A 25049-nucleotide genomic window follows, 5' to 3' on the forward strand; every position below is an offset into this window, starting at 1 on the left:
TCACTTCCTTCCGACTTTTAATGGTTTTTTATCGTTTTACTGTAATAAGTTTTTCAGCAATGACTTTACGTAATTCTTTTTTGCTTACTTTTCCAACACCTGTTTGCGGGAATGATTCAATAAATTCAATTCGATCTGGAATCTTATAAGCTGCTATACCACGTTCTCTTAAGAACATTTTTAATTCGTTTGCAGTTAGGGCTTGTCCACGAGCTATGACAAATGCACAAGTACGTTCACCTAAATAATCGTCAGGCATAGATACAATTGCTACATCATGTACTGCATCATGTGCTAATAGATGATTTTCAACCTCTTCCGCAGCAACTTTCTCACCACCACGGTTAATTTGATCTTTATCTCTTCCTTCTACAATGATGTAACCTTGTTCATTTACTTTCACAAGATCACCGGTGCGATAAAAGCCATCCTTTGTAAATGATTGTGTATTATGCTCCTCCGCTTTATAATAACCACGAATTGTATATGGCCCTCGTGTTAATAAACTGCCTACTTCACCAGGTTTTACATCATTATCATTCTCATCAACAACCCTTACTTCATCGAATGTAGACATCGGTCTACCTTGTGTATGAATAATGATTTCTTCCGGATCATCTAACCTTGTGTAATTTACTAATCCTTCCGCCATACCAAATACTTGTTGCAATGTGCATCCGAATGTAGGGCGTATACGCTTTGCAACTTCAGCGCTAAATTTCGCTCCACCTACTTGAAGTACTTGTAGGCTCGATAAATCGTTGGTACGCGAATCAACTGCATCAAGCCAAATCATTGCTAATGGTGGTACGAGAGCCGTAATCGTAACTTTTTCTTTTTCGATAAGAGCAAATGTCTCATCTGGACTACCTCCAGTTGCCAACACTACTTTTCCACCCGCATAGAAAGTTCCAAACGTTCCAGGAGAACTCATCGGATAATTGTGTGCTACTGGAAGAACTGCCATATAGACGCTTTCTGCATTTAAATTACAAATTTCAGCGCTAACACGTAAACTATAAATATAGTCATCATGTGTTCTAGGAATTAATTTTGAAAGTCCTGTTGTCCCTCCTGATAATTGAAGAAACGCAACATCACTTGGCTGAACTTCTGGTAACGGAACCGGATCCATATAAAGATCAGTTATGTTCACGAATTCTTCTTCTTCCCCCACTACGATTACATGTTGTAAAGTGGGAACTTTCTCTTTCACTTCTCTTGCTAGTTTTCGGTAATCAAAGCCGAGAGCCTTATCTGAAATAACGTAAGCACTCGCCTCGCCAAACTCGCAAAAATAACTAATTTCACTGCTTCGATGTGAGGGTAGTGCAAAAACAGGAAGCGCTCCAATTCGAAATAGTGCAAAACATATTTCGAAAAACTCTATAATATTAGGTAACTGGATTACAACTCGGTCCTCTTTCTTTATGCCTAAATTCAGTAAACCTACAGCTAAATGATCTACCTTTTTATCAAGTTCACTATACGTTATATGCGTATTACCGCTTACAACCGCAATTTGATCTCCATATTTTTCAGCACGCTCTCTTAACACTCCGCCAAATGTTTCACCGAGCCAACATCCTTCTTCTCTATAACGATCTGCAAATTCTTTTGGCCATTCCGTATAACCTGCTAACATTCTTTCTTCCCCCTACTTTTCATTCAATGAATTATCACTTAACCCTAAAGCTTTCAGCATTGTTTGAAATTTAGCTGATGTTTCCGCTAACTCATCTTCTGGCTTTGACTCAGCAACAACTCCAGCTCCTGCAAATAAACGAAGTGTATTTTCTTGCACTTCAGCACAACGAATTGTAACAATCCATTCGCCATCTCCATTTAAATCGCTCCACCCTAACATTCCTGTAAAGAATTCACGGTCAAATGGCTCAATTTTTTGAATAGCCTCTCTCGCTTCTTCCATTGGAGTTCCGCAAACAGCTGGCGTAGGATGAAGAGCAATTGCTAACTCTAAAGAAGATGTATTTGGGTCCTTTAGTTCACCTTTCACTTCTGTAGACAAATGCCACATTGCTTCACTATGAATAACTGATGGTTTTTCTGGAACATGTAATGTATGACAGTACGGACGAAGCGCAGCCGCAACCGCTTCAACTACTACCGCATGTTCATGTAAATCCTTTGGCGAAGAAAGTAATTCTTCTGCTCTTCTTTTATCTTCTACTGGATCCTCGCTTCGTGGTCTTGAACCAGCTAACGGATTAGAAATGACTTGCACACCACTACGTGAAACAAGCAATTCAGGACTTGCTCCAATTAACGTCTTACTTTTCTCGTTTTCATCTTTCGGTAAATTAACAGCAAATGTATAACCGTGCTTATTATGTTCTGCTAATTCACGAAGAAGCTTTTGTGTATTAATCTTCTCGGAGGACTTAATATCCAACGATCTAGATAGAACAATTTTTTTAAAATCTCCGTCCTGAATTTTTTCAATCCCTTGCTTCACACCATCCATATAAACTTTAGGAGCTGGAACCGGTGTCATTTCAAATGTCAGTTTCCCATTTCTTTTTATCTCATTTGTTGTCTCTAACTGTAAACGCTCAGAAGTCCTGCTATATTCTGGTACGATAAGTTGAACTTCTTTTCTACGATCAAATGGCAAAGCACCTACAACGATAGGATTTGGATTTCCGGCTTGTTTTGCATTACTTAATACCGCTTGTACAAGCTCTGGAAAACTTTCAATTTCATGATGTTTTACTGTAGTAAACTCTCCTTCTGCTAATATTGTTCGAGTTGGTGAAGCAAAAAAGAATGAAGATTCAGTCTTATAATCTTCTAAAAGTTTTTCTGACAGTTCCTTTACAGCTGTAAGTTCATTCATAGTATAAAACCTCCTTAATTTTTTATTAAACTCCTAATGTAGCTCCGCCATCGACACATAAATTATGCATTGTAATATGACTTGCTTTATCTGAAGCTAAAAACAATACTGCTTCAGCAATTTCTGAAGGTTGTGCAATTTTTTGTAACGGAATTCCGAGTCTATATGTATTTTGAGAACCAGCAATTATATTTTCAGCTCCATTCTCATCAGCCCATAGTAATCTTTGCATTTCAGTTTCAGTAGAACCAGGAGAAACTAAGTTACAGCGAATATTGTATGCTGCAAGTTCTAACCCTAAACATTTCATAAACATCGTCGTTGCAGCTTTTGATGCCGCATACGCAGCCATTTCCATTCTCGGAGTATTTGCCGCATTTGAGCCAACTGTAACAATTGCCCCTGACTTTCTTACCATCATACGTTTACTTACTGCTCGGGATATATAGAAAACTCCTGTAGTATTTACAGAGAATGTTTTATGCCAATCTTCATCACTTAAAGAGTGAATCGCTCCCATTCGTAAAACTCCTGCGACATTTACTAATATATCTATAGGTGCTATGTCATTTTCAATTCGTTTTACTACCTCTTCAACAGCAGTGCTATCACTCACATCTAAATGAAATGTCTTTATACGTGTTTCATATGATGCATAATGATTTAATAACATATTTAGCCCTTCTTCATTTTGATCAACCGCAATAACTGTAGCTCCTCTTTCTAAAAACATTTTTGCTACAACACTACCTATACCTTGCGCTGCACCTGTTACTAAAACGGTTTTCCCATCAAATTCCCCTGCATTCATTTCCTCTATCCTTTCATATAAAAATTATCTAATTCAACAACACAAATGATAACGATTTTCATTATCATCGTGATGTAAAAAATAATACACTTACTAAACTAATTGGTCAAGTGTACTTTTCATCGAAACGAAATTAATTGATAATGTTTTTCATTTACTGTTCTTACACCGAAATGATAATGTTTCTCAATAATCTTGTCAATCTTTTTTTATTTTTCAGATAAAATATTTTTTACGTTTCTATGTAAGACTGCATCTATAAGCATTAAAAAGTAGTTTAAATAAAAATTCAATCTATAATTCCTTATCATCTTTTTTGAAATTCAAAAAGAAAACCTGTAGATTTCTTCCCCTACTATGCTTTATCAAAAATTTTTTTTTCTTTTCTCAACATTTTTCTGAAAACATTTTATTTTACATCTTTCATTTCTCAATGAATATCCTATGTATAATCTAAGATTTCGTCACAGTTTTATATATTATGCATCACCTAACAATATTCCAATATAATCCAAATGAATGTTTTACTAGTTCTTTTATCAGTAAAATCCCGTAAATTATAAAGACTGGGTAGAGAAAAACAATTAAAAATAGTTCATAAAGAAAAAAGGAAAGTGGTTTGTCATCCACTTCCCTTTCATAATTTTATAATATACCGTAAAAAAGTACCCTGTTTAATAGGGTACTTTTTAGTTATAGTAGCTTTAAATACTCACGCTACGCTGCGATACTCTTCTTCTTTTTCTTTTTTCTCATTAGGTGCTTGAATTAAAATTGCGATAATAAATGACACGACACATAATACGCCGATCACCATGAAAGTTGGTTTGAATCCACCTAGAATTGCACCGATAAAGGAACCTGCGAGCGCTCCAAATCCAAATCCTTGATACACAATTCCGTAGTTTTTACTATGGTTTTTCATACCGAAGAAATCACCAACAATAGCTGGGAAAATAGTGATATTTCCACCAAAGCAAAACGCTACACTTGCTACACAGACGAAGTAGATACCATAATTTAAATCTACGAAACTTAGAACCAAGACTGAAGTCGCCATAGCAACAAAAGTACCAGTAACGATTTTTAAACGGCCGATTTTATCTGATAATGGTCCTAAAATGATACGACCTAATGTATTGAAGATTGCAACCATAGCCACCGCATTAGCTGCTGTTGCTGCGCTAAGCCCTACAAGTTGAACACCGATGTCTTTTACCATGCCAATTAAGTATAAGCCACTCATACATGATGTAAATAACATAATAAATAATAAGTATACTTGTTTTGTACCTAACATTTCTTTTGTTGTATATTCCTTAGTTTTTGTTTCATGAACTGCACCTTGATCAGCGGCTTGATGGATTAAACAAGCACCAATCACAATCATAGCTGTAACAATTAAGCCCCAGTATATAAACGCTTGCGATACACCAACCGAATCAATCAACATTGCGTTTATGTATTTGAATATTAGGCTACCTGTACCATATGCAGAAACAGATATACCGGCGATTAAACCTTTACGCTCTGGAAACCATTTTATTAAATTGGATAGTGAAGTGATATATGCTGTACCATCTGCGTAACCTACAACAACTCCTGCTAGTACATAAAGCATTAATAATGAGGACGCTTGTGAACTAAGTATTAATCCAATTCCTAATGCTAGTCCAGCTATCATAATAAGTTTACGAAGTCCCCATTTTTCTTGCAATTTACTCGCAAACAAAGTTGAAAATGCTAAAGAAAGGCTAGTAATTGAGAAAGTTATAGCAACAGCGTTAAGACTCCAACCGTATTTACTAACTAAAGGCTGATTGAATAAGCTCCATGTATATATCGTTCCAAGCCCCATTTGTACTATGACTGTGCCAAGGACAACAAGCCATGGATTTACAGTTGATTTTTTCATATCATCCCGCCCCCTCTTTCTATTTTAATGCTATACGCTAAATTTGCTTTTTTCATGTTCATCTTGACCACCTCATTCGATTTAACAACTTCATTGTATAGGATGTTACCGACTATGTAAGCACTTACAAGACAGAGCGTCAAATATATGGAACCAGTTACATAAAACGAAGGGTGAAATACAAAAAACTGCTTGTTAAATACGTAGCAGCTTTTATAATTTTTTGCATCAATACGACTTACGGGGGTTTTCATATCCTCTTTTATAAAAAGTTATGCGTCGACCGTATATTTTGTTTTTCTAACGAAACATACAGAATTACAACGTTTTTTACAATTTTCTACATAAAAATAGAAAATATATAATTCATTTACATAATGTTGCACTTTAATTTTTATTAAACAACAAATATTTTATTGATAAATAAAACTAAACATTCACTAATATATCTATACGTGGTTTAATATATATAATAAACAAACATTTCTGACTTTTATAAGGAGGTACTATGAAAGCAAACGTAGGCGATACTATACTATTTCAACGAAATAACTTCAAGATCACAGCATCTGTACTAAAACTGTACACTGAATCGGTCTTAGTTGAAGTTACAGATGTAAGCGGTGGTACTTTTGAATTTGACCGAACAATTGTAAATCATAAAAACTATAAAATTTTAAATGCAAATAAATAAAACAATACAAAATAGCCCCTGCTTAACAGCGGAGGCTATTTTGTATAATGACAATTCATTAATTTATATATCCTAAAACACTAACAATCTTGCTTGCTTTTAAATTATTAATGTAATAATAAATTTCTAATCCTCTTCTTTCAGCTCTTAGCACTTTACCTTTCATTTTTGATAAATGCTGTGAAACAGTCGATTGAGGAATATTTAATATTTCTGTTAATTGTGTTACATTACAAGTTTTGCGTGCACTTAATTCATTTACAATTTGTAATCGTATTGGATGCGCCATTATTTTTAAAATGTCCACATCTTCTTCAGTAACTAAACTTTTTTTTATCTCGCTCGTATATGTTGTCATAAGACATTCCCCTTTTATTTGAATTCCTTTTTATTAAAATCTGCTTCTAAATAAAATATTATCTCAAATATACAACCCTTATATAGAAATAATAGGATTTTAATTATTTAAAAACAGCAATGCTATATAATTTTATTTATTTGGTACATATACATAATACAATTTCAATTTGTGCTGCATGTGAAGTTAGCATAAATTTATGGTGAAGATTCTTCATTCATTTATACATAAACTGATAGGACTTCTTCGTAGTTCATTTATTATTTCGATTGGCTTATTGTCTTTTATATAGATGCGAGGTATCCTTCTACTTAACATACAAGTAATCTCATAATTAATTGTACTTAATATATCTGCAACGCAATCTACACTTATTGATTCCTCGCCTTGATTACCATAAAAGACCACCTCATCCCCAACATGTATTGGCATGATTTTTGTTACGTCCAACATTAACTGGTCCATACAAATACGTCCTATAATAGGAACTTTCATACCTTTTATTAATACAAACCCTTTATTCGAGAGTTGCCTGCTGACACCATCCGCATATCCAACCGGTATCGTCGCAATCCATTCTTCTCCTGTCGCTGTATATGTTGCTCCATAGCTAACCCCATTTCCTTTTTTTACTTTTTTGATATGCGCAACTTTTGATTTAAATGTCAGGATAGGCTGTAACGAAATAGCTTCTTGATTGACATCTGCAGATGGATAGAGACCGTATAACGCGATTCCAAGGCGGACCATATTTCCTTTTGTTTCTCGCATATCAATTGTAGCAGCACTATTATTGGCATGAATCCATGGAATAACAATTTGTAACTCTTCTGCTTTGCTTACGGCTTTTTGAAATACCTCTTGTTGCATGAGAGTATACATTTTATCCCTTTCATCTGCACAAGCGAAGTGCGTGTACATTCCTTCAACCTGAATATATTTTGTACACTTTAATGTTTGTAAAAACAATGTGACTTCATTAAGTTGTAAACCGAGTCGGCTCATTCCAGTGTCAATTTTAATATGGATGTACGCATTCTTTTCCATTTGTGAAGCAACCTCTTCTATAGCATGCAAATCCTCAATTGTATATACTGTCATGCTTAAATCATACGTAATTGCATCTACTATCGCTTCATACGGTGTGTATCCAAAGATTAATATTGGTACAGTTATACCAGCTTCTCTAAGTTCAATTCCTTCATCTACAAACGCAACTGCCAAGTGACTTGTGCCTGCCTCTATTACCGCCTTCGCAATCGGAACTGCCCCGTGTCCATAGGCATTCGCTTTTACAACTGTCATAATCGCTGTACCAAATGGAATAGCTTGTTTGTACTGTTGGAAATTACGTTGCAGTGCATTTAAATCAACTTCAATAATAGTATGTCTACCGTAGTTAACGTTCATAATTTATTTACCTCCTATATTAAGCTATCAAAAATGCTTTTCCTGAATAGCCAAGTTCATGAATCCGTAAAAGTCATTAGTATTCAAACGAAAATCCGTCGGTTATTATTTTTTTAGTATTCCTTCAGTTATTTTTACCTCGTAACCTTCCGTGAGCTAAAATCGTTAAAAATCACCTTCACTCTCACCCTCATATTTTTACATATCTTTACCTATCCAAAAAGGTACACACATTATGTATTTTTACAGTCTAGTGGTATGGTGAAGAGGTATAGAGATACCTCTTTGTAATACAATTGCTTTACGAAGTAATACTATATGAGTAATAAATATATCTACTGTATAAAAATATTCATAAGATGACGTCATGTCCTACAACTATATAATTTAACTATTCATTTTTACGGTAATTCCAATGTATATTAAACATTTAAATATAGTGATATCTAGTTTACGAATTGATAATTAGGAGGCTGTTGTAAAGTAAATTACAAAAAGGGTATTTTAGTTGGTCTTATATGTGTATTTGTATTTTCATTAAGTGGTTGTAATTTTATCGATGGGTTTAAAAGCGGATTTGCTTCTAATACGGAAAAGGTAGAAAACCAGGAGGAAAAATAAATCCGTACAAAAAAGACGACATTTTATATGTCGTCTTTTTTGTTTCAACTTTAAAGTGAACCCTCATTATTACTTTATTGCACCAAAGCCCGTCAGCCATTCCTTAGTTCAAAATCAGTAAAAGCTTACACTGTTTTCCATAATGATAAAGCATAAATCCAGTTTGGATCCCCATTTCCTTGGTAATTTTGGACAGCTTCATATACTTTCCCTTCGTGTACGACTCTATCTCCCATTTTATATGCCTTCTTTGAATTCCACGCTTCGTATGAAGCGCTTTCAGTTTTTGTGGTAACTTTGAATACATCGCTTTGTGTTGATTCATTTCCAGCTACATCAACAGCTTTCACCGTATATTTATATGTAGTATTAGCAAGCAAATTTTTGTCCATATGAGAAGTAGTGTTGGATGTTCCAATTTTTTTCATTACGCCTGATATTTCTCTGTAAATATCGTAATGGTCTACACCGTCATTATCGTCAGACGGACTCCACATCAGATCAACACTTGATGCTGTCGTTCCCATGCTGTGTAATCCTTTTGGCTGTGTAGGTGCTTTTGTATCAAGAATCTCTACTGATGTTTTCACTTTAACTGCCGTACTTTCTTTCGATACATTTCCAGCTGCGTCAATCGCTTTTACAGTATAAGAGTATTCAGTACTTGGTTGTAATTGTTTATCAATAAAATGAGTGCCTGGTACTGTGTCAATAATCTCTCCATTGCGTAGGACCTGATAACCTTTTACCCCTACATTATCCGTAGAAGCGGTCCATGCTAGTTCTACACTATTTGCTGTAACTTTTGTTGCCTCAAGTCCATTTGGATTACTTGGTGCTTCTGTGTCTGGTTTTTCATTATTGACTAGATTTACATCAATTACATTATAGAATGCATTTGCTGTATCAGCTACATCCCATACCGCTAAAATAACATGGTATCCACTACGATCAGTAGGTACGTTAATTTTGTGATTTAAATTGTTTAAAGCTGCAGAGCCATCATGTTGTACAGTTCCAATTGGCTCAAAGTCTGCTCTTGTTAGCGCTTTATTTGGATTCCAACCTTTTTTCGTAATATAGTAATGCCATTTGTTTGTTAAGTGAGGAGCTGTATACTTCCATGTGAACGTATTTTCTCCACCTGTTATCGTATTTTTAAACCAACGCTCTGTTGTTTGTTGATCCAAAATACCACCAAATTTCCCGCCTGCCGAAGCAATCTGCCCATCAACTGGGCCACCTTGCGGAAATCCTTTTGGAGCTTCTAAGCTTTGAGGTTCATACATAATACTTTCGCAGTTCACGTTCAGTGCGCCGTAAGTTGGGCTACATAAAGCAGAACGACTTCCAGGTTTTTCAACAAAACCGTGCGCATATGCATTTTGAGGAATGAGAGTCGTGCCTATGATTCCAGCCGTTAATGCAACGGCTCCCAGGCTTTTCTTGTTCATCTTCATATTTAGTAGGTGTTTTAAAATTCGATTATTCATGTTCGTATCCCCTTCTTGTTATACTTCGTAGTGTGATGAGGGCTTTGATGCAAAAGAATAACAATATAGACACTTGTTTTGGAGAGTGCGTAAGAAACGCACACTTAATAATGAACGAACGTTCCATTCATTATTATTGAATATTTAACTTTGCGGATATATCATGACATATAAACTACTAAAACTTGTGCAGAAGTTGTGCAGAAACGTTGAAATTAATACTAACACTAGCTAAATATCAAATTCACTTAGATGCTTATACATACAACTTCTTCATTTTTAACACATGGTAGGCGTTTGTATATACTATTACACAACATATTTTTATTAAGGGGGATTTTATATGCCTACACCGTCACAAGAACAAGTTGAAGAAGCTCGTGAAACGTATGTCAGTCGTATTATTTTAGTTGGTGGATCAGCTTTATTTTTAACAGGTGGTGTTATATCGGCAATTTCAGCCTTTAAAAGTTATAACCGTTTGGCAAATACGCCACCTTCTTCAGATAACTCCTAGCTGCATCGTTCACTCCTTTACATTATACAAACGCCGCCTCCAATGCAGAGACGGCGTTTTGTTCATCATAATTTCCTCTTTTAATCGACTTGAAGAATCCATCTACATAAATTTATATAAATTCGACCGTAAACGCTTGATCATAATACACAGTGTTTAGATTCACGATAAATAACTTTTCATCTCCAAATATCGTTCTAAAGACCTCTATAGAAGCTTGTCCTTTAACAGACTAATACGCTTTTCCTTATTACCAAATTCCTCTCTTTCATCTTCGTCTACTATGAAGATGAAAGAGAGGTGGAGGCCGACTACTCATAATATAGCTTTATAAACTAAAATCACAAAAAATAGATACATCCATATAAAAAAGCCGGTGTTATTTTGAAGTACAATTGTACTCCAAAATAAACCGACTTGAAATTAGTTCTTTTTGCAAAATATAAGTATCTATCGAATGCCCACAGTATTTTCCGAACTTACTTCACCACAAACTTAGTCTGACTACACCCATCCTTCTGCTTCGTTACTTCTAATACAGCTGGCATTGCGTTTTTCAGTTCTTGAACGTGTGAAATTACGCCGATAAAGCGACCAGATTTTTGCAAGTCGATTAGGGCGTCAACTGCTTTCGTTAATGATTCTTCATCTAATGAGCCGAATCCTTCATCGATAAACATCGTTTCGATGGAAATACCACCCTCATACGCTTGAATTACATCTGCCATTCCAAGTGCTAAGCAAAGTGATGCGTTAAATTTCTCACCGCCAGATAATGTTTTTACATCTCGGGTTTGACCTGTATATGCATCGTATACATCTAATCCTAATCCACTTTGTCGATTCCTCTTTTCAACTCGTTCGCTTCGTTTTAAATAAAATTGTCCATTTGATAATTTACGTAGTCGTTCGTTCGCAATTTGAACAATTTGTTCTAAATACTCAATTAAGATGTAACGTTCAAAGGATATACGACTATCGTTATCCCCCTTCATTACTTCATATAAATCAACAAGTTCTTGGAATGCTTTTTCTTCCTCATGAATTTGTTCATCAATTCGTTTAATATTTTCATGTAAATCCGTAATATATGATACGGCGTTTTGAGCACGTTGTCGTTTTTCTTTAATAATATCAAGGTTAATTTCCAATTCTTTCACTTGCTCATCTAATGAAGAAATGTCCATATACTCTTTATCTTTTAAGTCTGCTTTTAATTCTTCAATTTGTTTTGTAAGTACTTCTAGAGATGAGTAATAACTTTGGATTTCTTGTTGTAACTTATCCATCTCAGCATCATTTAATTTGGATTCTTTATATGTTAATTGATCTGTAAATCCGCTTTGTTCTAGCTCTTTTATAAAGCGTGTGAAAGTCTCTTCTTTCTTCTCTTTTGCACTATTAAATTGATTAGAAGCACTATCATGTTCTGCTTGAATACGTATATTTTCATTTTGCAAATGTTGATACGCTTCTTGTACTTTCTCCCATTCATCTTCCATTAACCTGAGTTCTTGCAGAGCTTGGTCAAACTGTACTTTCCAAGCTTGTACCGTTTGCAAGCTTTCCGGAATATTTTGCTTATCATGTTCATATGACGTACGAAGCTGCATACACTCCATTTCAGTACGGTGCTGTATTGTTTCTACTTCACGCTTTTGTTTCTGGAATTCTTCTACTTTTTCTTCTACGCTTTTTATATTCACAGCAATTTTCTTACGCGTTTCTTCACTTGCTTTTAACGCATTAACTTCTGCTGCTAATTGCTTTCCTTTTTGAACGAGCGCACTATATGTTTCTACTAATTCTTCTGAGCGATACCCCCGCTTTAGCACTTCTTCTATCACTTGCTCATATTGAACTCGATAGAAATTCCACTTTTCTTCTAATTGAACATACAATTTTTCCGCAACGTTTTTCTTTTCTCTTAGCTCATTTAACGCTTTTTCATCAATTGCATTACTTTGCTCTGTAGCTTTTTTCGGGTGATCCATACTACCACATACTGGACAAGATTCACCATCATGTAAATGAAGAGCTAATATACCAGCTTGTTCACTTAGCCAGCGGCGTTCCATATTTTCATATGCACTAACTGCCTGTTGCATCTTATGAAACGCACTTTCTTTTTCTTGCTCGTATTTTTGTTTTTCTTGCCATACATCATATGCCTGCTTTAATACTTTTGCATCTTCTCGCATATTCGTTAGTTCTTCTACTTTAGCTACATATTGTTCAAGCGCTGCTTCTAATTGCTGTAATTCGCCAGACATTCTTTGTTTTTCATTTGTATGCACTTCTAGTTGTTCATCTAACTTTTGCATACCTTCTTTTAATTTTCCTATTTGAATTTCAGCATTTTGCAAATTTAACTTTTTCTCAGCTAATGATGCAATAATTGGTTGTAACTCTTCTAGTCTTTGAACTTGTTTTTTAGCATTTTCTCGCTCAGATGCCTTATTCTTTAATGCCTCATATTTCTCCTGGGCAAGTTCAAAACTGTTCATTATATGTTCTTTTTTTGTGATTATCTGTTTTAATAACCTTTCAGACTGCTGTTCATGTTGCATTGCTTCCTCATACCATTGCTCAAATGGTAATAATCGCTTCGCCTGTTCCGCATGTTTAAAAGATTTTTCTTTCATTTCGATTACGGTACGGTTTTCTTGTAAAATACTGTATTTCTCATTCTTTTGTTCTAAATCTTTGAATTTCTCATTTACAGCTTTTGCTACATGAAAACGTGCCTCTGCTTCTTTTAATTGTTTCGTTTTGTCATTTTGTTCTACGTATAATTGCTCAACCTCTGCATTGTACCAAATTGTTTCTTGTTCTAATGCCTCTACTACTTGATGTGTATTTACATGCTCTTGCTCCACTAATGTCTCTAATAATGCTCCATCACGTATTGGTAATTTAAATACATTACGGAAATATAGCTCACGTTCTTTTTGTTTTTCTTGTAAGACGTCTTTCCATTGTTTACGCTTTTGATCTAATAACTCACGCATTAATTTATAACGATCTGTTTTAAAAATGCGGCGTAATATTTCTTCTTTATTTTCCGTTTCAGATGTTAATAATTTTCGGAACTCTCCTTGCGGTAACATGACAATTTGGCTAAATTGATGTTTACTTAATCCAATTAAATCTTCAACTTTTTTATTTACATCCGTTACATGAAAACGATCAACGCATGGAACTTTTTCCTCATCAATTACTTCATATAATTCGACTGCATGTCCTGTAATTGTTTTATTCCCTTGTTTTTTATGACCCAATTGTCGTTTTATTTCATAACTTTTCCCTTTTAACTGAAACGTTAATTCCACACTTGTATAAACATTATCATCAGCAAATTGGCTACGAAGCATGTTTGTATCACTGCGCTCTTCTCCACTAGCCTCTCCATATAATACATAACAAATCGCATCAAAAATCGTTGTCTTTCCAGCTCCTGTATTTCCAGAAATAGCGAAAATACGATGCTCACCAAGATCTTTAAAATCGATTACTTCTTTCTGTTTATATGGACCAAATGCGGTCATTATAAGCTGAATCGGTCTCATCCTCGCTCACCTTCCCGTTCTTGCACTGTTTGCAAAACATCTAAAAATAGATGTTCTTTCTCTTCTGATAAATCTAGCCCTTTCATTTCTTTATAAAATGCTTTTAAAAGAGATAAATCATCCATTTTATGTCTTGAAACAGTTACTTCATTTTCATCTGTGAACTCTCGTCTTTGAATAGATCTTTCAACATGCATTGCATTTGGGTATACAGAACGTATTTTTTCCATTGGCTGCAAGACAGGATTTTCATCTAATAATTTCACAAATACATAATCTTCATTTATTGGATGAAGCAATAAATCGTCTATTTTCGCTTCTACTGTACGCATTTTACGACGCGGTGTAAGTAAACGTTTTTCAATTGTTGTTTCACCTTTTTCATCCAGTTCCACAATATAATATCCTTTTTTATGCTTTTCTTCAGAAATAGAATATGCAAGTGGCGAACCTGAATAACGAATTGTCTCATTACGCACAAAATGTGCTTGATGTAAATGGCCAAGCGCAGTGTAATGAAACTTATCAAAATAATGGCTATTTACATATTCAGCACCACCAATTGAAAGTGGTCGTTCCGCATCACTCGTATTTTCCTCTGCCTCTCCTGAAGAAGTTACAAATGCATGTCCTACAAATATGTGTCTCGCTTCTTTATCCATTGTTTCAGAGAGTTCGTTCATAAAAATACGCATCGCATCATCATGAGAACGAACATCTTCATTTTTCAATATATGTCTAACAATACTTGGATCTGCATACGGAACAAGATGGAAATGAACCTCTCCGTTTTCATCATTTAAAACAACAGGATTGTATGGAAACTGGAATTGTCCCACAATATGTAATCCTTGTTTTTTCATTAAATTGCTACCAAAATGTATGCGGTCCGGACTATCGTGGTTTCCTGCAACTGCGATTACTGGTGTTTGTAAATCAATAACTATCTTTTGTAATACATCATTTAATAAGTCTACTGCTTCTGTAGGTGGAATTGCTCTGTCATATAAATCTCCTGCAATAATTACAGCATCCGGTTTTTCTTCTTCAACAGCTTGTACAAACTGATCTAACACAATTTTTTGATCTTCAGTCATATATACACCATGAACAAGCTTACCTAAATGCCAATCCGCTGTATGAAAAAACTTCATATTACCCTTCTCCTTTTAGTTTACTGATTGTAGTGAAACAAGCTGATAGTTTAGTGTAGTTTTTCCGTTCTCCCATTCTAACTTTTGGACAATTGCACTACCGATTCTTTCTTCATTTGATTTATATAAAGGCAATATTTCTTGAATAGTAAATAGATGATAACCATCTAAAATTAATTGAAATAAATTATCTTCTATATGTAATCTTACTTCTTTTTCATTTGAAATAATTTTTGTGTGCATCTCAAATTTCATGCTAGATACAACCCCTTTTTTCTAATCTCTACATTTTAATAGTATAGTGGTCATGCAAGATTGACAAGTAAATACACCGCGATGTACACACTTTTTTAATTATAAGTATTTTATGTTTTTTTACATAAAATACGGTATGTGAAATTATCAATCTACAAAAATAAAAATGCCATTCAGGCATCCTTATTTTTGTAAGTACTCTTTCATAACGTAGTACAATACAGTTATTAAGACAATCGCTACAAAAAACGCGAATACGGCCACAACATACCCATCTTTATTTAGTAAAAAACATATGGAAATAGATATTATAAAAATCGGAAACACGAGACGCACCTTATCCTTCACTTCTTCTGTCGTATCTGTATGATGAAAATACTGTGTAATTCCTACCATAAGAGATGACAAAATAATTACCGACAATAGTAAAGGTCCTGGCATTCCGATCTCTCCTTTCTCTATTTCTAATTATATACAAACCCCACGCCCTTTAAAAGTTAGATAATTCAGCCTTTTAAACTTTTCTACATCCAATCTTTAATGGATTGTTACGCCACGCATAATAACACAATATAAGTTATACATATAATAGCGCCTTCAACACTATGATTTCAAATAATTATGCTTACAGTAATGTTGTAATATTCCTCTTCATTCTCTGAAATCCTGCAAATATAACTCGTCAAAATATGCGATAAATAATAACACTAAGCACCTAATTTAGACAAAAATTATAGAGGACATTTCAGCATGTATCAAGAAATAAGAATAGAAAGATAAGTAAAGGAGGATTTATAATGACTGAACACGTTTTATTTTCTGTTAGCGAAAACGGCGTTGCATCAATTACTTTAAACCGTCCAAAAGCACTCAATTCTTTATCCTATGACATGTTACAGCCAATTGGGCAAAAACTTAAAGAGTGGGAGCAAGATGAGCGTATTGAACTCATCGTTTTAAAAGGAGCTGGGACGAAAGGTTTTTGTGCAGGTGGTGATATTAAAACGCTATACGAGGCACGTTCTAACGAAGTTGCATTACAACATGCAGAGCAGTTTTTTGAAGAAGAATATGAAATTGATACATTTATTTATCAATACAAAAAACCAATTATCGCTTGTTTAGATGGAATCGTAATGGGCGGTGGTGTCGGTCTGACAAATGGAGCTACGTATCGAATTGTAACAGAGCGTACGAAGTGGGCAATGCCTGAAATGAACATCGGTTTCTTCCCTGATGTCGGTGCTGCTTATTTCTTAAATAAAGCCCCTGGATATACCGGTCGATATGTTGCTTTAACAGCATCCATTTTAAAAGCTCCTGATGTATTATATATTAACGCTGCTGATTACTTTATGACATCAGATTCATTACCAAATTTCCTTACCGCACTTGAAAATGTAAATTGGCAAAAAGAAGATGTACATACTCATTTAAAAGAAGTTATTCGTACATTTGCAACTGCTCCAAACTTAGATGGCAATCTTTCTTCTTCATTAGAAGAAATTAATTCGCATTTTGCATTCGATACAATTGAGGGAATCATTCAATCGTTAGAGAAAGATCAAAGCCCATTTGCCCAAACAATGAAAGAAAAGCTATTATCAAAATCCCCTGTTTCATTAAAGGTAACATTAAAACAGTTTATCGATGGCCAAGAAAAGTCAGTTGAAGAATGTTTCGCGACAGATCTTATACTCGCTAAAAATTTCATGCGACATGAAGATTTCTTTGAAGGAGTACGCTCCGTTGTGGTTGATAAAGACCAAAATCCAAATTATAAATATAAACAATTGAGCGATGTTTCAGAAGAAGATGTAAATCGATTCTTTAACTTACTTAACGCCTAAACAAAGAGACCATATATTGTAGCTCACTCTCAGCTACTCTATATGGCCTCTTCTTTTCAGTTAAATAATTTTAAATATAATTTAATTTTATTTAACTGAAATGTATGTTAAAATAACGTTAATCGAATTTTCTAAAAACAATAAAGGAAGGCGGATAACATTATGGAAAATTTTTTTCTGTTTATTATTATGTCTATATGTCTTATTATTCTACCCGGTCCTGATACAGCAATGGCTACGAAAAACACATTGGTTGCTGGAAAAATCGGCGGCGTAAAAACTGTTTTTGGTACTTGTGTTGCGCTTTTAATTCACACTTTAGCTGCTGTAATTGGTCTTTCAGCACTTATTGTAAAGTCTGCTCTTTTATTTTCTATTTTTAAATATGTTGGTGCTGTATATTTAGTCTATATTGGTATTAAAGCCCTTTTAGCAGTAAGAAACACAGAAGACTTAAATACAAATGACGTTCCAATAAATAATGACAATAAGCATACTTCTTGCTTTCGCCAAGGGTTTCTTACAAATTTACTAAACCCTAAGGTTGCAGTCTTCTTTTTAACTTTTTTACCACAGTTTTTAAATCCAAGTCATAATACATTTATACAACTTCTCGTTATGGGACTTACTTATCTCATTTTAACAGTCATTTGGTTTGCTTTTTATATATTTTTAATTGATAAAATTAGTGCTTTTATGAAAAAACCGAAGACACAGCGTTATATTCAAGGGATTACAGGAATCGTCTTAATTGGGTTTGGTATTAAATTGGCCTTTGAAAGAAACAGTTAACACAATGCAAACGAAAATACACTACTCCATTATGAGTAGTGTATTTTCGTTTGCATTATTTTTATAATGAGTGGGAATGCACCCCACTCATTATCATTTCACTTTATTAAAACCAGCGCTCAGTTACAACTTTTTTGCGTGTATAAAATTGAACGCCATCCGTACCATTTGTACCAAGATCTCCAAAGAATGAAGCTTTATTTCCTGCAAATGCGAAGAATGCCATTGGTGCTGGAACATTAACGTTTACACCAATCATACCAGCATCAATATTGTCTCGGAATGTTTGTGCGTGTTTACCATTTGATGTATAAATAACAGCACCATTCGCAAATTTCGATTGATTTGTCAGCTTAATACCTTCTTCTAAATCTTTTACTCTTACAATACTTAATACTGGAGCGAAAATTTCATCTTGCCAAATTTTCATTTCTTGATTTACGCCATCAAAGATTGTTGCACCAACAAAGTATCCTTCTCCAACTTCTTCATTAATTTTACGACCATCTACTAATAATGTTGCTCCATCTGCTACACCACTATTAATATAGCCTAAAACACGTTCTTTATGAGATTCACGGATTAATGGTCCAACATAATTATCTTCGTTGAAACCGTCACCTACTTTTAACTTCTTCGTTTCTGCTACTAATACATCAATGAATTCATCAGCAATTTCATCAACTACTGCTACTACTGAACATGCCATGCAGCGCTCTCCACTACTTGCGAACGCCGATCCAATCACACCTTGTACCGTTTTTTCAAGGTTGCAATCTGGCATAACAACCGCATGGTTTTTCGCACCTGCTAACGCTTGTACACGTTTACCATTTTTTGTACCAGTTTCATATACGTAGCGTGCCACTGGCTCAGAGCCAACAAACGAAACTGCTTGAATATCTTTATTTTCTAAAATACTATTTACAACATCTTTTCCGCCTTGTACTAAATTTAATACCCCTTTTGGAAAGCCAGCTTCATAGAATAACTCTACAAGTCGCTCAGCTAAAAGTGGTGTTCTTTCAGATGTTTTTAATACGAATGTATTACCGCAAGCAATTGCAAGTGGAAACATCCATAATGGAATCATCATCGGGAAGTTAAACGGTGTAATGCCAGCAACAACTCCGATTGGGTAGCGCCAAATCGATCCATCAATTCCGCTAGCAATATTCGGAAGGGCTTGTCCCATCATTAAATTTGGTGCTGATGTTGCAAGTTCTACCGCTTCAATACCACGCTGTACTTCACCAGTTGCATCCATTAGCGTTTTACCGTTTTCTAGCGTAATGATTTTTGCAAGCTCATCTTTATTTTCTTGTAACAGTTGTAGATATTTGTATAGTTGTCTTGAACGATTTGGAACTGGCACTTTAGACCATGTTTTGTATGCCGCTTTTGCCGCTTCAACAGCTTTTTCAACATCTTCTTTTGGAGAAAGTGGAACGTAAGCGATGATTTTTCCAGTTGCCGGATTCGGAACCGCTTCTACTTCAGTACCAGTAGATTCTACCCATTCGCCATTAATATGATTTTTCACTCGTTTAATTTCAGTTGTAATCATTATATTCTCTCCTTTTTTATCATGGTTTTTATAAGTGCACTATTTTTGATTAGAAATTAATTGTTCGCTAACTTTCTTATATAAAGCAGCCATATCATTTTCACCATATCCTGCCTCACTCGCTTCTTCATATACGTTTAATAGCATCTCACTTACTGGTAAGTGAAGTTCACTTTCTTTAGCTAAATCTACCGCAAATCCTAAATCTTTCTTTAATAAATTTACAGTAAAGCCCGGCTCATAATTTTCTGATGCAATGAAACTTTTATAATTACGCTCATAAATTCTACTTTGACCGTAACTTACATTTAAAATATCAAACATTTTATCTAAATCCATATTGTTCTTTTTCGCTAATGTTAAAGCTTCACTCACACCAGCTGTATAAAAACCAATTAATAGATTGTTAATTAATTTAACAGTTGTACCACTATCAATCTGCTCACTAACATGGAAAACATTCGCTCCAAGTACTTCCATGACAGATTCAGTTTTTTCATATACTTCTTTCGATCCACCAACCATAAACGTTAATGTACGGTTTTCTGCACCAATTACCCCACCACTAACAGGTGCTGCTAAAAAGTCTACTTTCTTTTTCTTCGCAGCCTCTTCTAACTGTTTGTTTAACTGTGGAGATACTGTACTTGTATCAATTAAAACTACATTTGAGTGGCTATTTTCAAATAACCCTTCTGCTCCAAAATATACCGCTTCAACAGCACGAGGTGACGGTAAACTTGTAAAAATCACATCACACGTCTCTGCTAGTTTCGAGATTGATAAACCGATAATTCCGCCTTCTTTTTCAAAGGAAGCTTCAGCTTCTTTATTCAAGTCCACTCCGTATACTGTGTAACTTGATTTAACTAAATTTTTAGACATTGGGAGACCCATGTTACCTAAACCGATAAAGCCAATCTTTTTCATATCGCTTTCCTCCTATTTACACAATATATTTCCCGCGATTTATAATAACTTTCGCAATATCTCTCTTTTTCGTAAATAAGTTCGTGTATAAAGGCACTAATAATTGACGGATTTCAGCTAAAACTACACTTCTATCTTGTTCTTCTGTGACAGCTGCTGAAAGAATGGAAATCGCAGCTTCTTCTACTTTACGATATCCTTCTTCACAAATAACATCTGTTATCATTTGCTTCGTACGCTCTTTTTCCTCACCATTTTTACTAACTGCTTTCCTCGTACGTAAAAATGCTGATTCCATGACGTACACGTCCGTCAACATATTTGATAATACGCGTGAATATTCTTGCTCCTGATCAATTTTTAAGTCCGGAGTTTTAGAGAGCGTTTTCAAAGATTGTTTCAACAATTTTTTCGCTAATAAAATGTAACGATGGTTTCTTTCTACATTTTCAATATCACTTTCTACTTCATGCTCTTCTATTTGCTCTATTTGTTTCATTAACATTTTTGCAACTGTTAATCTGTTAATTTCATTCGTTCCTTCGAAAATACGACTAATTCTAGCATCACGATATAGACGTTCTACCTCGTACTCTTGCATATAACCGTATCCACCATGAATTTGTACAGCCTCATCTACGATATAATCAAGTGTTTCAGAAGCGTTTACTTTATTAAGTGCACATTCAATTGCAAATTGGGACATTTTTTTCATAAGATCTTCATCACTCTCATGAATCGCTTCATCAATTACACCTGCTGTACGGTAGGCTGCACTTTCTGCTCCATATGTAGAAATAATCATATTGGCAATTTTCTCTTGAATCATCGTAAAGTCCACTAATTCAGTTTGGAACTGTTTTCGTTCTTTTCCATATTGAACCGACAAACCGATTGCTTGTTTTGCTGTTCCAATATTTCCAAAAGCAAGTTTTAGTCTAGCGAAGTTAAGAATATTAAGAGCTACGTGATGCCCTCTCCCAACTTCCCCTAAAACATTTTCAGCGGGGATGACAACATCTTCTAAAATAAGCGTCGCTGTTGAAGAACCTTTAATCCCCATTTTCTTTTCTTCTAATCCAATAGATACACCTTCACATGTTCTTTCGACAATAAATGCTGTCATTCCTTTATTTGTTTTCGCAAAAACAACGTATACATCTGCCATATGAGCGTTTGTAATCCACTGCTTCTCACCATTTAACTTCCAAGCTGTACCATCTTCATTCAATACTGCACTCGTTTTTGCACTTAATGCATCAGAACCAGCATTTGGCTCAGTTAAAGCATAAGCACCAATCCATTCTCCTGATGCGATTTTCGGCAAATACTTTTCTTTTTGTTCTTTCGTTCCATAATATATGTAAGGCAACGTACCTACACCAGCGTGTATATTAAAAGAGACACTAAATGCACCAGCGTATCCCATCTTTTCTGCTACAAGCCCTGAAACTGCCTTTCCTAACTCGAACCCGCCGTATTCTTCTGGGACCTCGATACTTAATAATCCAAGTTCCCCAGCTTTCTCAAATAATTGACGAGAAACTTTATAGTTATGTTGTTCAATGTTCTCAATTTGTGGAACAATTTCTTGCTTAACGAATTGTTCTGTCGTTTTTGCAATTAAATCTTCATCTCCTGAAAAATCTTCTGGTGTAAAGAAAGTATTGTTCACATCTTTATTGAGTGAAAAAAATTCATCCCATGGTAACTTTGTTTTCTCCATCTGAATCCCCCTATCATTTCGGCCTTCATTGCTTTTTGCATATGCTCGTCTACGATGAGTGGAATATCTTATTATTGAAAACAGCAGGCGATGATTTTTCACATCAAGCAGTTCGTTTTGCCAAAGATGTATTCTCATCGCCTAAGTCCTTCTACCTATTGATCTTCAGATAATACTGTTTTTGCAATTCCAGTATCTAACTCTTCAAAGTCATGATATGAAATTGTTTCATATAACTCACTTCTCGTTTGCATATTAGAAAGTGCATCTTTTTGAGAACCGGTCTCTTTAATTAGCGTAAATACATTCTCATATGCTTTTGCAGCAACTCGAAGTGAAGTTACAGGGTAAATAACCATTTGGAAGCCCATATTCGCAAATTCCTCTGCACTATAATATGGTGTTTTTCCGAACTCAGTCATATTTGCTAGTAAAGGTGCATTCACTTTGCTAGTAAATAAACGGAATTCTTCTTCTGATTGAAGCGCTTCAGGGAATATTGCATCTGCCCCTGCTTTTACATATGCGTTCGCTCTTTCAATCGCTGCATCTAATCCTTCCACGCCGCGAGCATCAGTGCGCGCTACAATATATAAGCTCGGCGCAACTTCTTTAATCGCTTTAATCTTTTGAACTAATTCCTCAGTAGTAACAAGTTTCTTACCATTTAAATGTCCACATTTCTTTGGTAATTGTTGATCTTCAATTTGAACGGCTGCTACTTTCGCTTCCACCATTTCTACAGCTGTTCTCGCTACATTTAGTACACCACCAAATCCTGTATCAATATCAACAAGAACTGGTAAATCTGTAGCTCTTACTAAATCTCTTGCTCTCTCTGCTACTTCAGTAGACGTCACGATTCCTAAATCCGGTAGCCCTTTACTTGCAGTATAGGCAGCTCCCGATAAATAAAGAGCTGAAAAACCTGTATTTTTCGCAACAAGAGCTGCCATTGCATCATGAGCACCTGGAATTTGCAAGATTTCATTTGCTTCTACTAAAGCTCGGAAGCGATTCGCAAGCTCCTCTTGTGTTGACTGTTTATTCACAACCCAAGCCATCCTATATTCCCCCTATTATTAGATTAAGAATAGATCTACAAATTCGTTGACATTCATATTTTCTAGTTTCTCTTCATTTAGACAAGTTTCATGAATTTGTTCTTGTTGCTTACTAGAATAATGAACAGCCATATTTGCAGTGAATTTTCGAACAACTTTCGGAATCGCTTCGTCTCTACGGAAACGATGGCCAAGTGGGTATTCACATTCCACATTTTCTGTTACAGTACCATCTTTAAAATGAACTTGAACAGCGTTGGCGATTGAGCGCTTGTTCGGATCAAGATAATCTAAAGTGTACTGCTTGTTTTCAACAACAACCATCTTATTACGTAATTCATCTACACGTGGATCAACCGCTACTACATCCTCATAATCGTCCGCAACGATATCTCCTTTTAGTAAACCGATTGCAGTAATGTATTGTAAGCAATGATCGCGATCAGCTGGGTTATTTAATGGACCCTCTTTATCGATAATACGAATTGCTGACTCATGAGTTGTAATTGTAATACGATCAATTTCATCTAATCTTTCTTTAATTTCCGGATGTAATTTCACAGCACATTCTGCTGCTGTTTGCGCATGGAATTCTGCTGGGTATGACACTTTGAATAATACATTTTCCATTACATAAGATTCTAGCGGTCTTGCTAATTTTAATTCTTGCTTGTTAAATAACACATCTTGGAATCCCCATCCTGGTGCAGATAAAGCTGTTGGATAACCCATTTCACCTTTTAAAGCAGTCATTGCAAGATGAACACCGCGGCTCGTCGCATCTCCTGCTGCCCATGATTTACGTGAACCAGTGTTTGGAGCATGACGATATGTACGAAGACTAGAATTATCAATCCACGCATGTGATAATGCATTAAAGATTTCTTCACGCGTTCCGCCAAGCATTTTCGCAACTACTGCAGTTGTTGCTACTTTTACATATAATACATGGTCAAGACCAACACGGTTTAAGCTGTTTTCTAAAGCAAGTACACCTTGAATTTCATGTGCTTTAATCATCATTTCTAGTACTTCACGTACTTTTAATGGTTCTTTTCCTTCTGAAATACGTACGCGGCTAATATAATCTGCTACTGCTAAAATTCCGCCTAAGTTATCAGATGGATGTCCCCATTCTGCTGCAAGCCAAGTATCGTTATAGTCTAACCAACGGATCATACATCCGATATTAAATGCGCCTTTTACTGGATCTAGTACATAAGACGTTCCTGGTACACGTGTACCGTTTGGCACGATCGTTCCTGGTACAACTGGTCCTAGTAATTTCGTACACTCTGGGTATTGTAGTGCTAAAATTCCGCATCCAAGTGTATCAAGTAATACGTAGCGAGCCGTACTGAATGCTTCTGCACTTGTCACCTCTTTATTCAATACATAATCCGTAATTTCTTCTAATAATGCATCTTTTTGTTTAATTTCATTTGTTTTAATCATGCTATTCTTCC

Annotated in this window: 20 protein-coding genes; 4 read left to right on the forward strand and 16 right to left on the reverse strand. The window is 35.2% G+C overall.

Going from position 1 to position 25049, the window contains the following annotated elements; genetic code table 11:
- Positions 1 to 28: 28 nt before the first annotated feature.
- From FT637_RS15845 to FT637_RS15860, 4 genes are all read right to left on the reverse strand, one after another.
- Positions 29 to 1645 (reverse strand): (2,3-dihydroxybenzoyl)adenylate synthase, encoded by a 1617-nt coding sequence (locus tag FT637_RS15845; protein ID WP_193647110.1) that lies wholly within the window; start codon positions 1643 to 1645, stop codon positions 29 to 31.
- A gap of 12 nt (positions 1646 to 1657) precedes the next feature.
- The gene (dhbC, locus tag FT637_RS15850; RefSeq protein WP_193647111.1) at positions 1658 to 2857 is read right to left on the reverse strand and encodes an isochorismate synthase DhbC; all 1200 of its coding nucleotides are present in this window, start codon (positions 2855 to 2857) and stop codon (positions 1658 to 1660) included.
- 25 nt (positions 2858 to 2882) lie between these two features.
- Positions 2883 to 3668, reverse strand: coding sequence for a 2,3-dihydro-2,3-dihydroxybenzoate dehydrogenase (gene dhbA / locus FT637_RS15855; protein ID WP_193647112.1), 786 nt, complete (start codon positions 3666 to 3668; stop codon positions 2883 to 2885).
- A 712-nt stretch (positions 3669 to 4380) separates the two neighbouring features.
- Complete coding sequence (locus FT637_RS15860) at positions 4381 to 5583, reverse strand: OFA family MFS transporter (protein WP_193647113.1); 1203 nt, start codon at positions 5581 to 5583, stop codon at positions 4381 to 4383.
- Positions 5584 to 6091: 508 nt separating this feature from the next.
- On the opposite strand from FT637_RS15860, the gene FT637_RS15865 reads away from it, so the two are divergent.
- Entirely contained in the window at positions 6092 to 6277 is a 186-nt protein-coding gene (locus FT637_RS15865) for a YkvS family protein (RefSeq protein ID WP_193647114.1), read from the forward strand.
- A 58-nt stretch (positions 6278 to 6335) separates the two neighbouring features.
- Here the strand turns inward: FT637_RS15865 and FT637_RS15870 are convergent, their stop codons facing one another.
- The 3 genes from FT637_RS15870 to FT637_RS15880 form a co-directional block, all read right to left on the reverse strand.
- Positions 6336 to 6635 carry an ArsR/SmtB family transcription factor gene (locus tag FT637_RS15870; protein WP_097832019.1) on the reverse strand — a complete coding sequence of 100 codons (300 nt, stop codon included), beginning with the start codon at positions 6633 to 6635 and terminating at the stop codon, positions 6336 to 6338.
- Between the two features lie 213 nt (positions 6636 to 6848).
- Positions 6849 to 8045, reverse strand: coding sequence for an alanine racemase (gene alr, locus FT637_RS15875; protein ID WP_193647115.1), 1197 nt, complete (start codon positions 8043 to 8045; stop codon positions 6849 to 6851).
- A gap of 746 nt (positions 8046 to 8791) precedes the next feature.
- A complete protein-coding gene (locus tag FT637_RS15880; RefSeq protein WP_193647116.1) occupies positions 8792 to 10159 on the reverse strand; it encodes a lytic polysaccharide monooxygenase in 1368 nt (455 codons plus the stop codon).
- A 343-nt stretch (positions 10160 to 10502) separates the two neighbouring features.
- Here FT637_RS15880 and FT637_RS15885 point away from each other — a divergent pair, with 343 nt between their 5' ends.
- Entirely contained in the window at positions 10503 to 10676 is a 174-nt protein-coding gene (locus tag FT637_RS15885) for a hypothetical protein (protein WP_001143088.1), read from the forward strand.
- 479 nt (positions 10677 to 11155) lie between these two features.
- On the opposite strand, the gene FT637_RS15890 is transcribed toward FT637_RS15885, so the two are convergent.
- From FT637_RS15890 to FT637_RS15905, 4 genes are all read right to left on the reverse strand, one after another.
- Positions 11156 to 14245, reverse strand: a complete 3090-nt coding sequence (locus tag FT637_RS15890) for an AAA family ATPase (RefSeq protein WP_193647117.1) — start codon at positions 14243 to 14245, stop codon at positions 11156 to 11158.
- Entirely contained in the window at positions 14242 to 15399 is a 1158-nt protein-coding gene (locus FT637_RS15895) for an exonuclease SbcCD subunit D (RefSeq protein WP_193647118.1), read from the reverse strand. The genes FT637_RS15890 and FT637_RS15895 overlap by 4 nt, the downstream gene beginning before the upstream one ends.
- Positions 15400 to 15414: 15 nt before the next feature.
- A complete protein-coding gene (locus FT637_RS15900) occupies positions 15415 to 15654 on the reverse strand; it encodes a DUF2584 family protein (RefSeq protein WP_002085739.1) in 240 nt (79 codons plus the stop codon).
- 183 nt (positions 15655 to 15837) lie between these two features.
- The gene (locus FT637_RS15905; protein WP_001119412.1) at positions 15838 to 16095 is read right to left on the reverse strand and encodes a hypothetical protein; all 258 of its coding nucleotides are present in this window, start codon (positions 16093 to 16095) and stop codon (positions 15838 to 15840) included.
- A gap of 356 nt (positions 16096 to 16451) precedes the next feature.
- On the opposite strand from FT637_RS15905, the gene FT637_RS15910 reads away from it, so the two are divergent.
- The gene (locus FT637_RS15910; protein WP_193647119.1) at positions 16452 to 17504 is read left to right on the forward strand and encodes an enoyl-CoA hydratase/isomerase family protein; all 1053 of its coding nucleotides are present in this window, start codon (positions 16452 to 16454) and stop codon (positions 17502 to 17504) included.
- Between the two features lie 159 nt (positions 17505 to 17663).
- Positions 17664 to 18296: a LysE family translocator gene (locus FT637_RS15915; RefSeq protein WP_193647264.1), complete on the forward strand. Its 633-nt coding sequence runs from the start codon at positions 17664 to 17666 to the stop codon at positions 18294 to 18296.
- A 106-nt stretch (positions 18297 to 18402) separates the two neighbouring features.
- Here the strand turns inward: FT637_RS15915 and FT637_RS15920 are convergent, their stop codons facing one another.
- The 5 genes from FT637_RS15920 to prpD all read right to left on the reverse strand — a co-directional run bounded on the left by FT637_RS15920 (position 18403) and on the right by prpD (position 25038).
- Positions 18403 to 19863: a CoA-acylating methylmalonate-semialdehyde dehydrogenase gene (locus tag FT637_RS15920; protein ID WP_193647120.1), complete on the reverse strand. Its 1461-nt coding sequence runs from the start codon at positions 19861 to 19863 to the stop codon at positions 18403 to 18405.
- Positions 19864 to 19902: 39 nt separating this feature from the next.
- Entirely contained in the window at positions 19903 to 20793 is an 891-nt protein-coding gene (locus FT637_RS15925) for an NAD(P)-dependent oxidoreductase (RefSeq protein ID WP_105587084.1), read from the reverse strand.
- 16 nt (positions 20794 to 20809) lie between these two features.
- On the reverse strand, positions 20810 to 22519 hold the full coding sequence (locus tag FT637_RS15930; RefSeq protein ID WP_193647121.1) for an acyl-CoA dehydrogenase family protein: 1710 nt from the start codon (positions 22517 to 22519) through the stop codon (positions 20810 to 20812).
- A gap of 155 nt (positions 22520 to 22674) precedes the next feature.
- Positions 22675 to 23583, reverse strand: coding sequence for a methylisocitrate lyase (gene prpB, locus FT637_RS15935; protein WP_002031847.1), 909 nt, complete (start codon positions 23581 to 23583; stop codon positions 22675 to 22677).
- Between the two features lie 18 nt (positions 23584 to 23601).
- On the reverse strand, positions 23602 to 25038 hold the full coding sequence (gene prpD / locus FT637_RS15940) for a 2-methylcitrate dehydratase (protein ID WP_193647122.1): 1437 nt from the start codon (positions 25036 to 25038) through the stop codon (positions 23602 to 23604).
- Positions 25039 to 25049 lie beyond the last annotated feature (11 nt).

Source organism: Bacillus cereus, assembly GCF_015071065.1.
GTDB lineage: Bacteria > Bacillota > Bacilli > Bacillales > Bacillaceae_G > Bacillus_A > Bacillus_A cereus_BA.

Coding starts and splice junctions, on each gene's coding strand:
- FT637_RS15845 (WP_193647110.1), bottom strand. CDS start 1,645: ATGTTAGCAGGTTATACGGAATGGCCAAAAGAATTTGCAGATCGTTAT.
- dhbC (WP_193647111.1), bottom strand. CDS start 2,857: ATGAATGAACTTACAGCTGTAAAGGAACTGTCAGAAAAACTTTTAGAA.
- dhbA (WP_193647112.1), bottom strand. CDS start 3,668: ATGAATGCAGGGGAATTTGATGGGAAAACCGTTTTAGTAACAGGTGCA.
- FT637_RS15860 (WP_193647113.1), bottom strand. CDS start 5,583: ATGAAAAAATCAACTGTAAATCCATGGCTTGTTGTCCTTGGCACAGTC.
- FT637_RS15865 (WP_193647114.1), top strand. CDS start 6,092: ATGAAAGCAAACGTAGGCGATACTATACTATTTCAACGAAATAACTTC.
- FT637_RS15870 (WP_097832019.1), bottom strand. CDS start 6,635: ATGACAACATATACGAGCGAGATAAAAAAAAGTTTAGTTACTGAAGAA.
- alr (WP_193647115.1), bottom strand. CDS start 8,045: ATGAACGTTAACTACGGTAGACATACTATTATTGAAGTTGATTTAAAT.
- FT637_RS15880 (WP_193647116.1), bottom strand. CDS start 10,159: ATGAATAATCGAATTTTAAAACACCTACTAAATATGAAGATGAACAAG.
- FT637_RS15885 (WP_001143088.1), top strand. CDS start 10,503: ATGCCTACACCGTCACAAGAACAAGTTGAAGAAGCTCGTGAAACGTAT.
- FT637_RS15890 (WP_193647117.1), bottom strand. CDS start 14,245: ATGAGACCGATTCAGCTTATAATGACCGCATTTGGTCCATATAAACAG.
- FT637_RS15895 (WP_193647118.1), bottom strand. CDS start 15,399: ATGAAGTTTTTTCATACAGCGGATTGGCATTTAGGTAAGCTTGTTCAT.
- FT637_RS15900 (WP_002085739.1), bottom strand. CDS start 15,654: ATGAAATTTGAGATGCACACAAAAATTATTTCAAATGAAAAAGAAGTA.
- FT637_RS15905 (WP_001119412.1), bottom strand. CDS start 16,095: ATGCCAGGACCTTTACTATTGTCGGTAATTATTTTGTCATCTCTTATG.
- FT637_RS15910 (WP_193647119.1), top strand. CDS start 16,452: ATGACTGAACACGTTTTATTTTCTGTTAGCGAAAACGGCGTTGCATCA.
- FT637_RS15920 (WP_193647120.1), bottom strand. CDS start 19,863: ATGATTACAACTGAAATTAAACGAGTGAAAAATCATATTAATGGCGAA.
- FT637_RS15925 (WP_105587084.1), bottom strand. CDS start 20,793: ATGAAAAAGATTGGCTTTATCGGTTTAGGTAACATGGGTCTCCCAATG.
- FT637_RS15930 (WP_193647121.1), bottom strand. CDS start 22,519: ATGGAGAAAACAAAGTTACCATGGGATGAATTTTTTTCACTCAATAAA.
- prpB (WP_002031847.1), bottom strand. CDS start 23,583: ATGGCTTGGGTTGTGAATAAACAGTCAACACAAGAGGAGCTTGCGAAT.
- prpD (WP_193647122.1), bottom strand. CDS start 25,038: ATGATTAAAACAAATGAAATTAAACAAAAAGATGCATTATTAGAAGAA.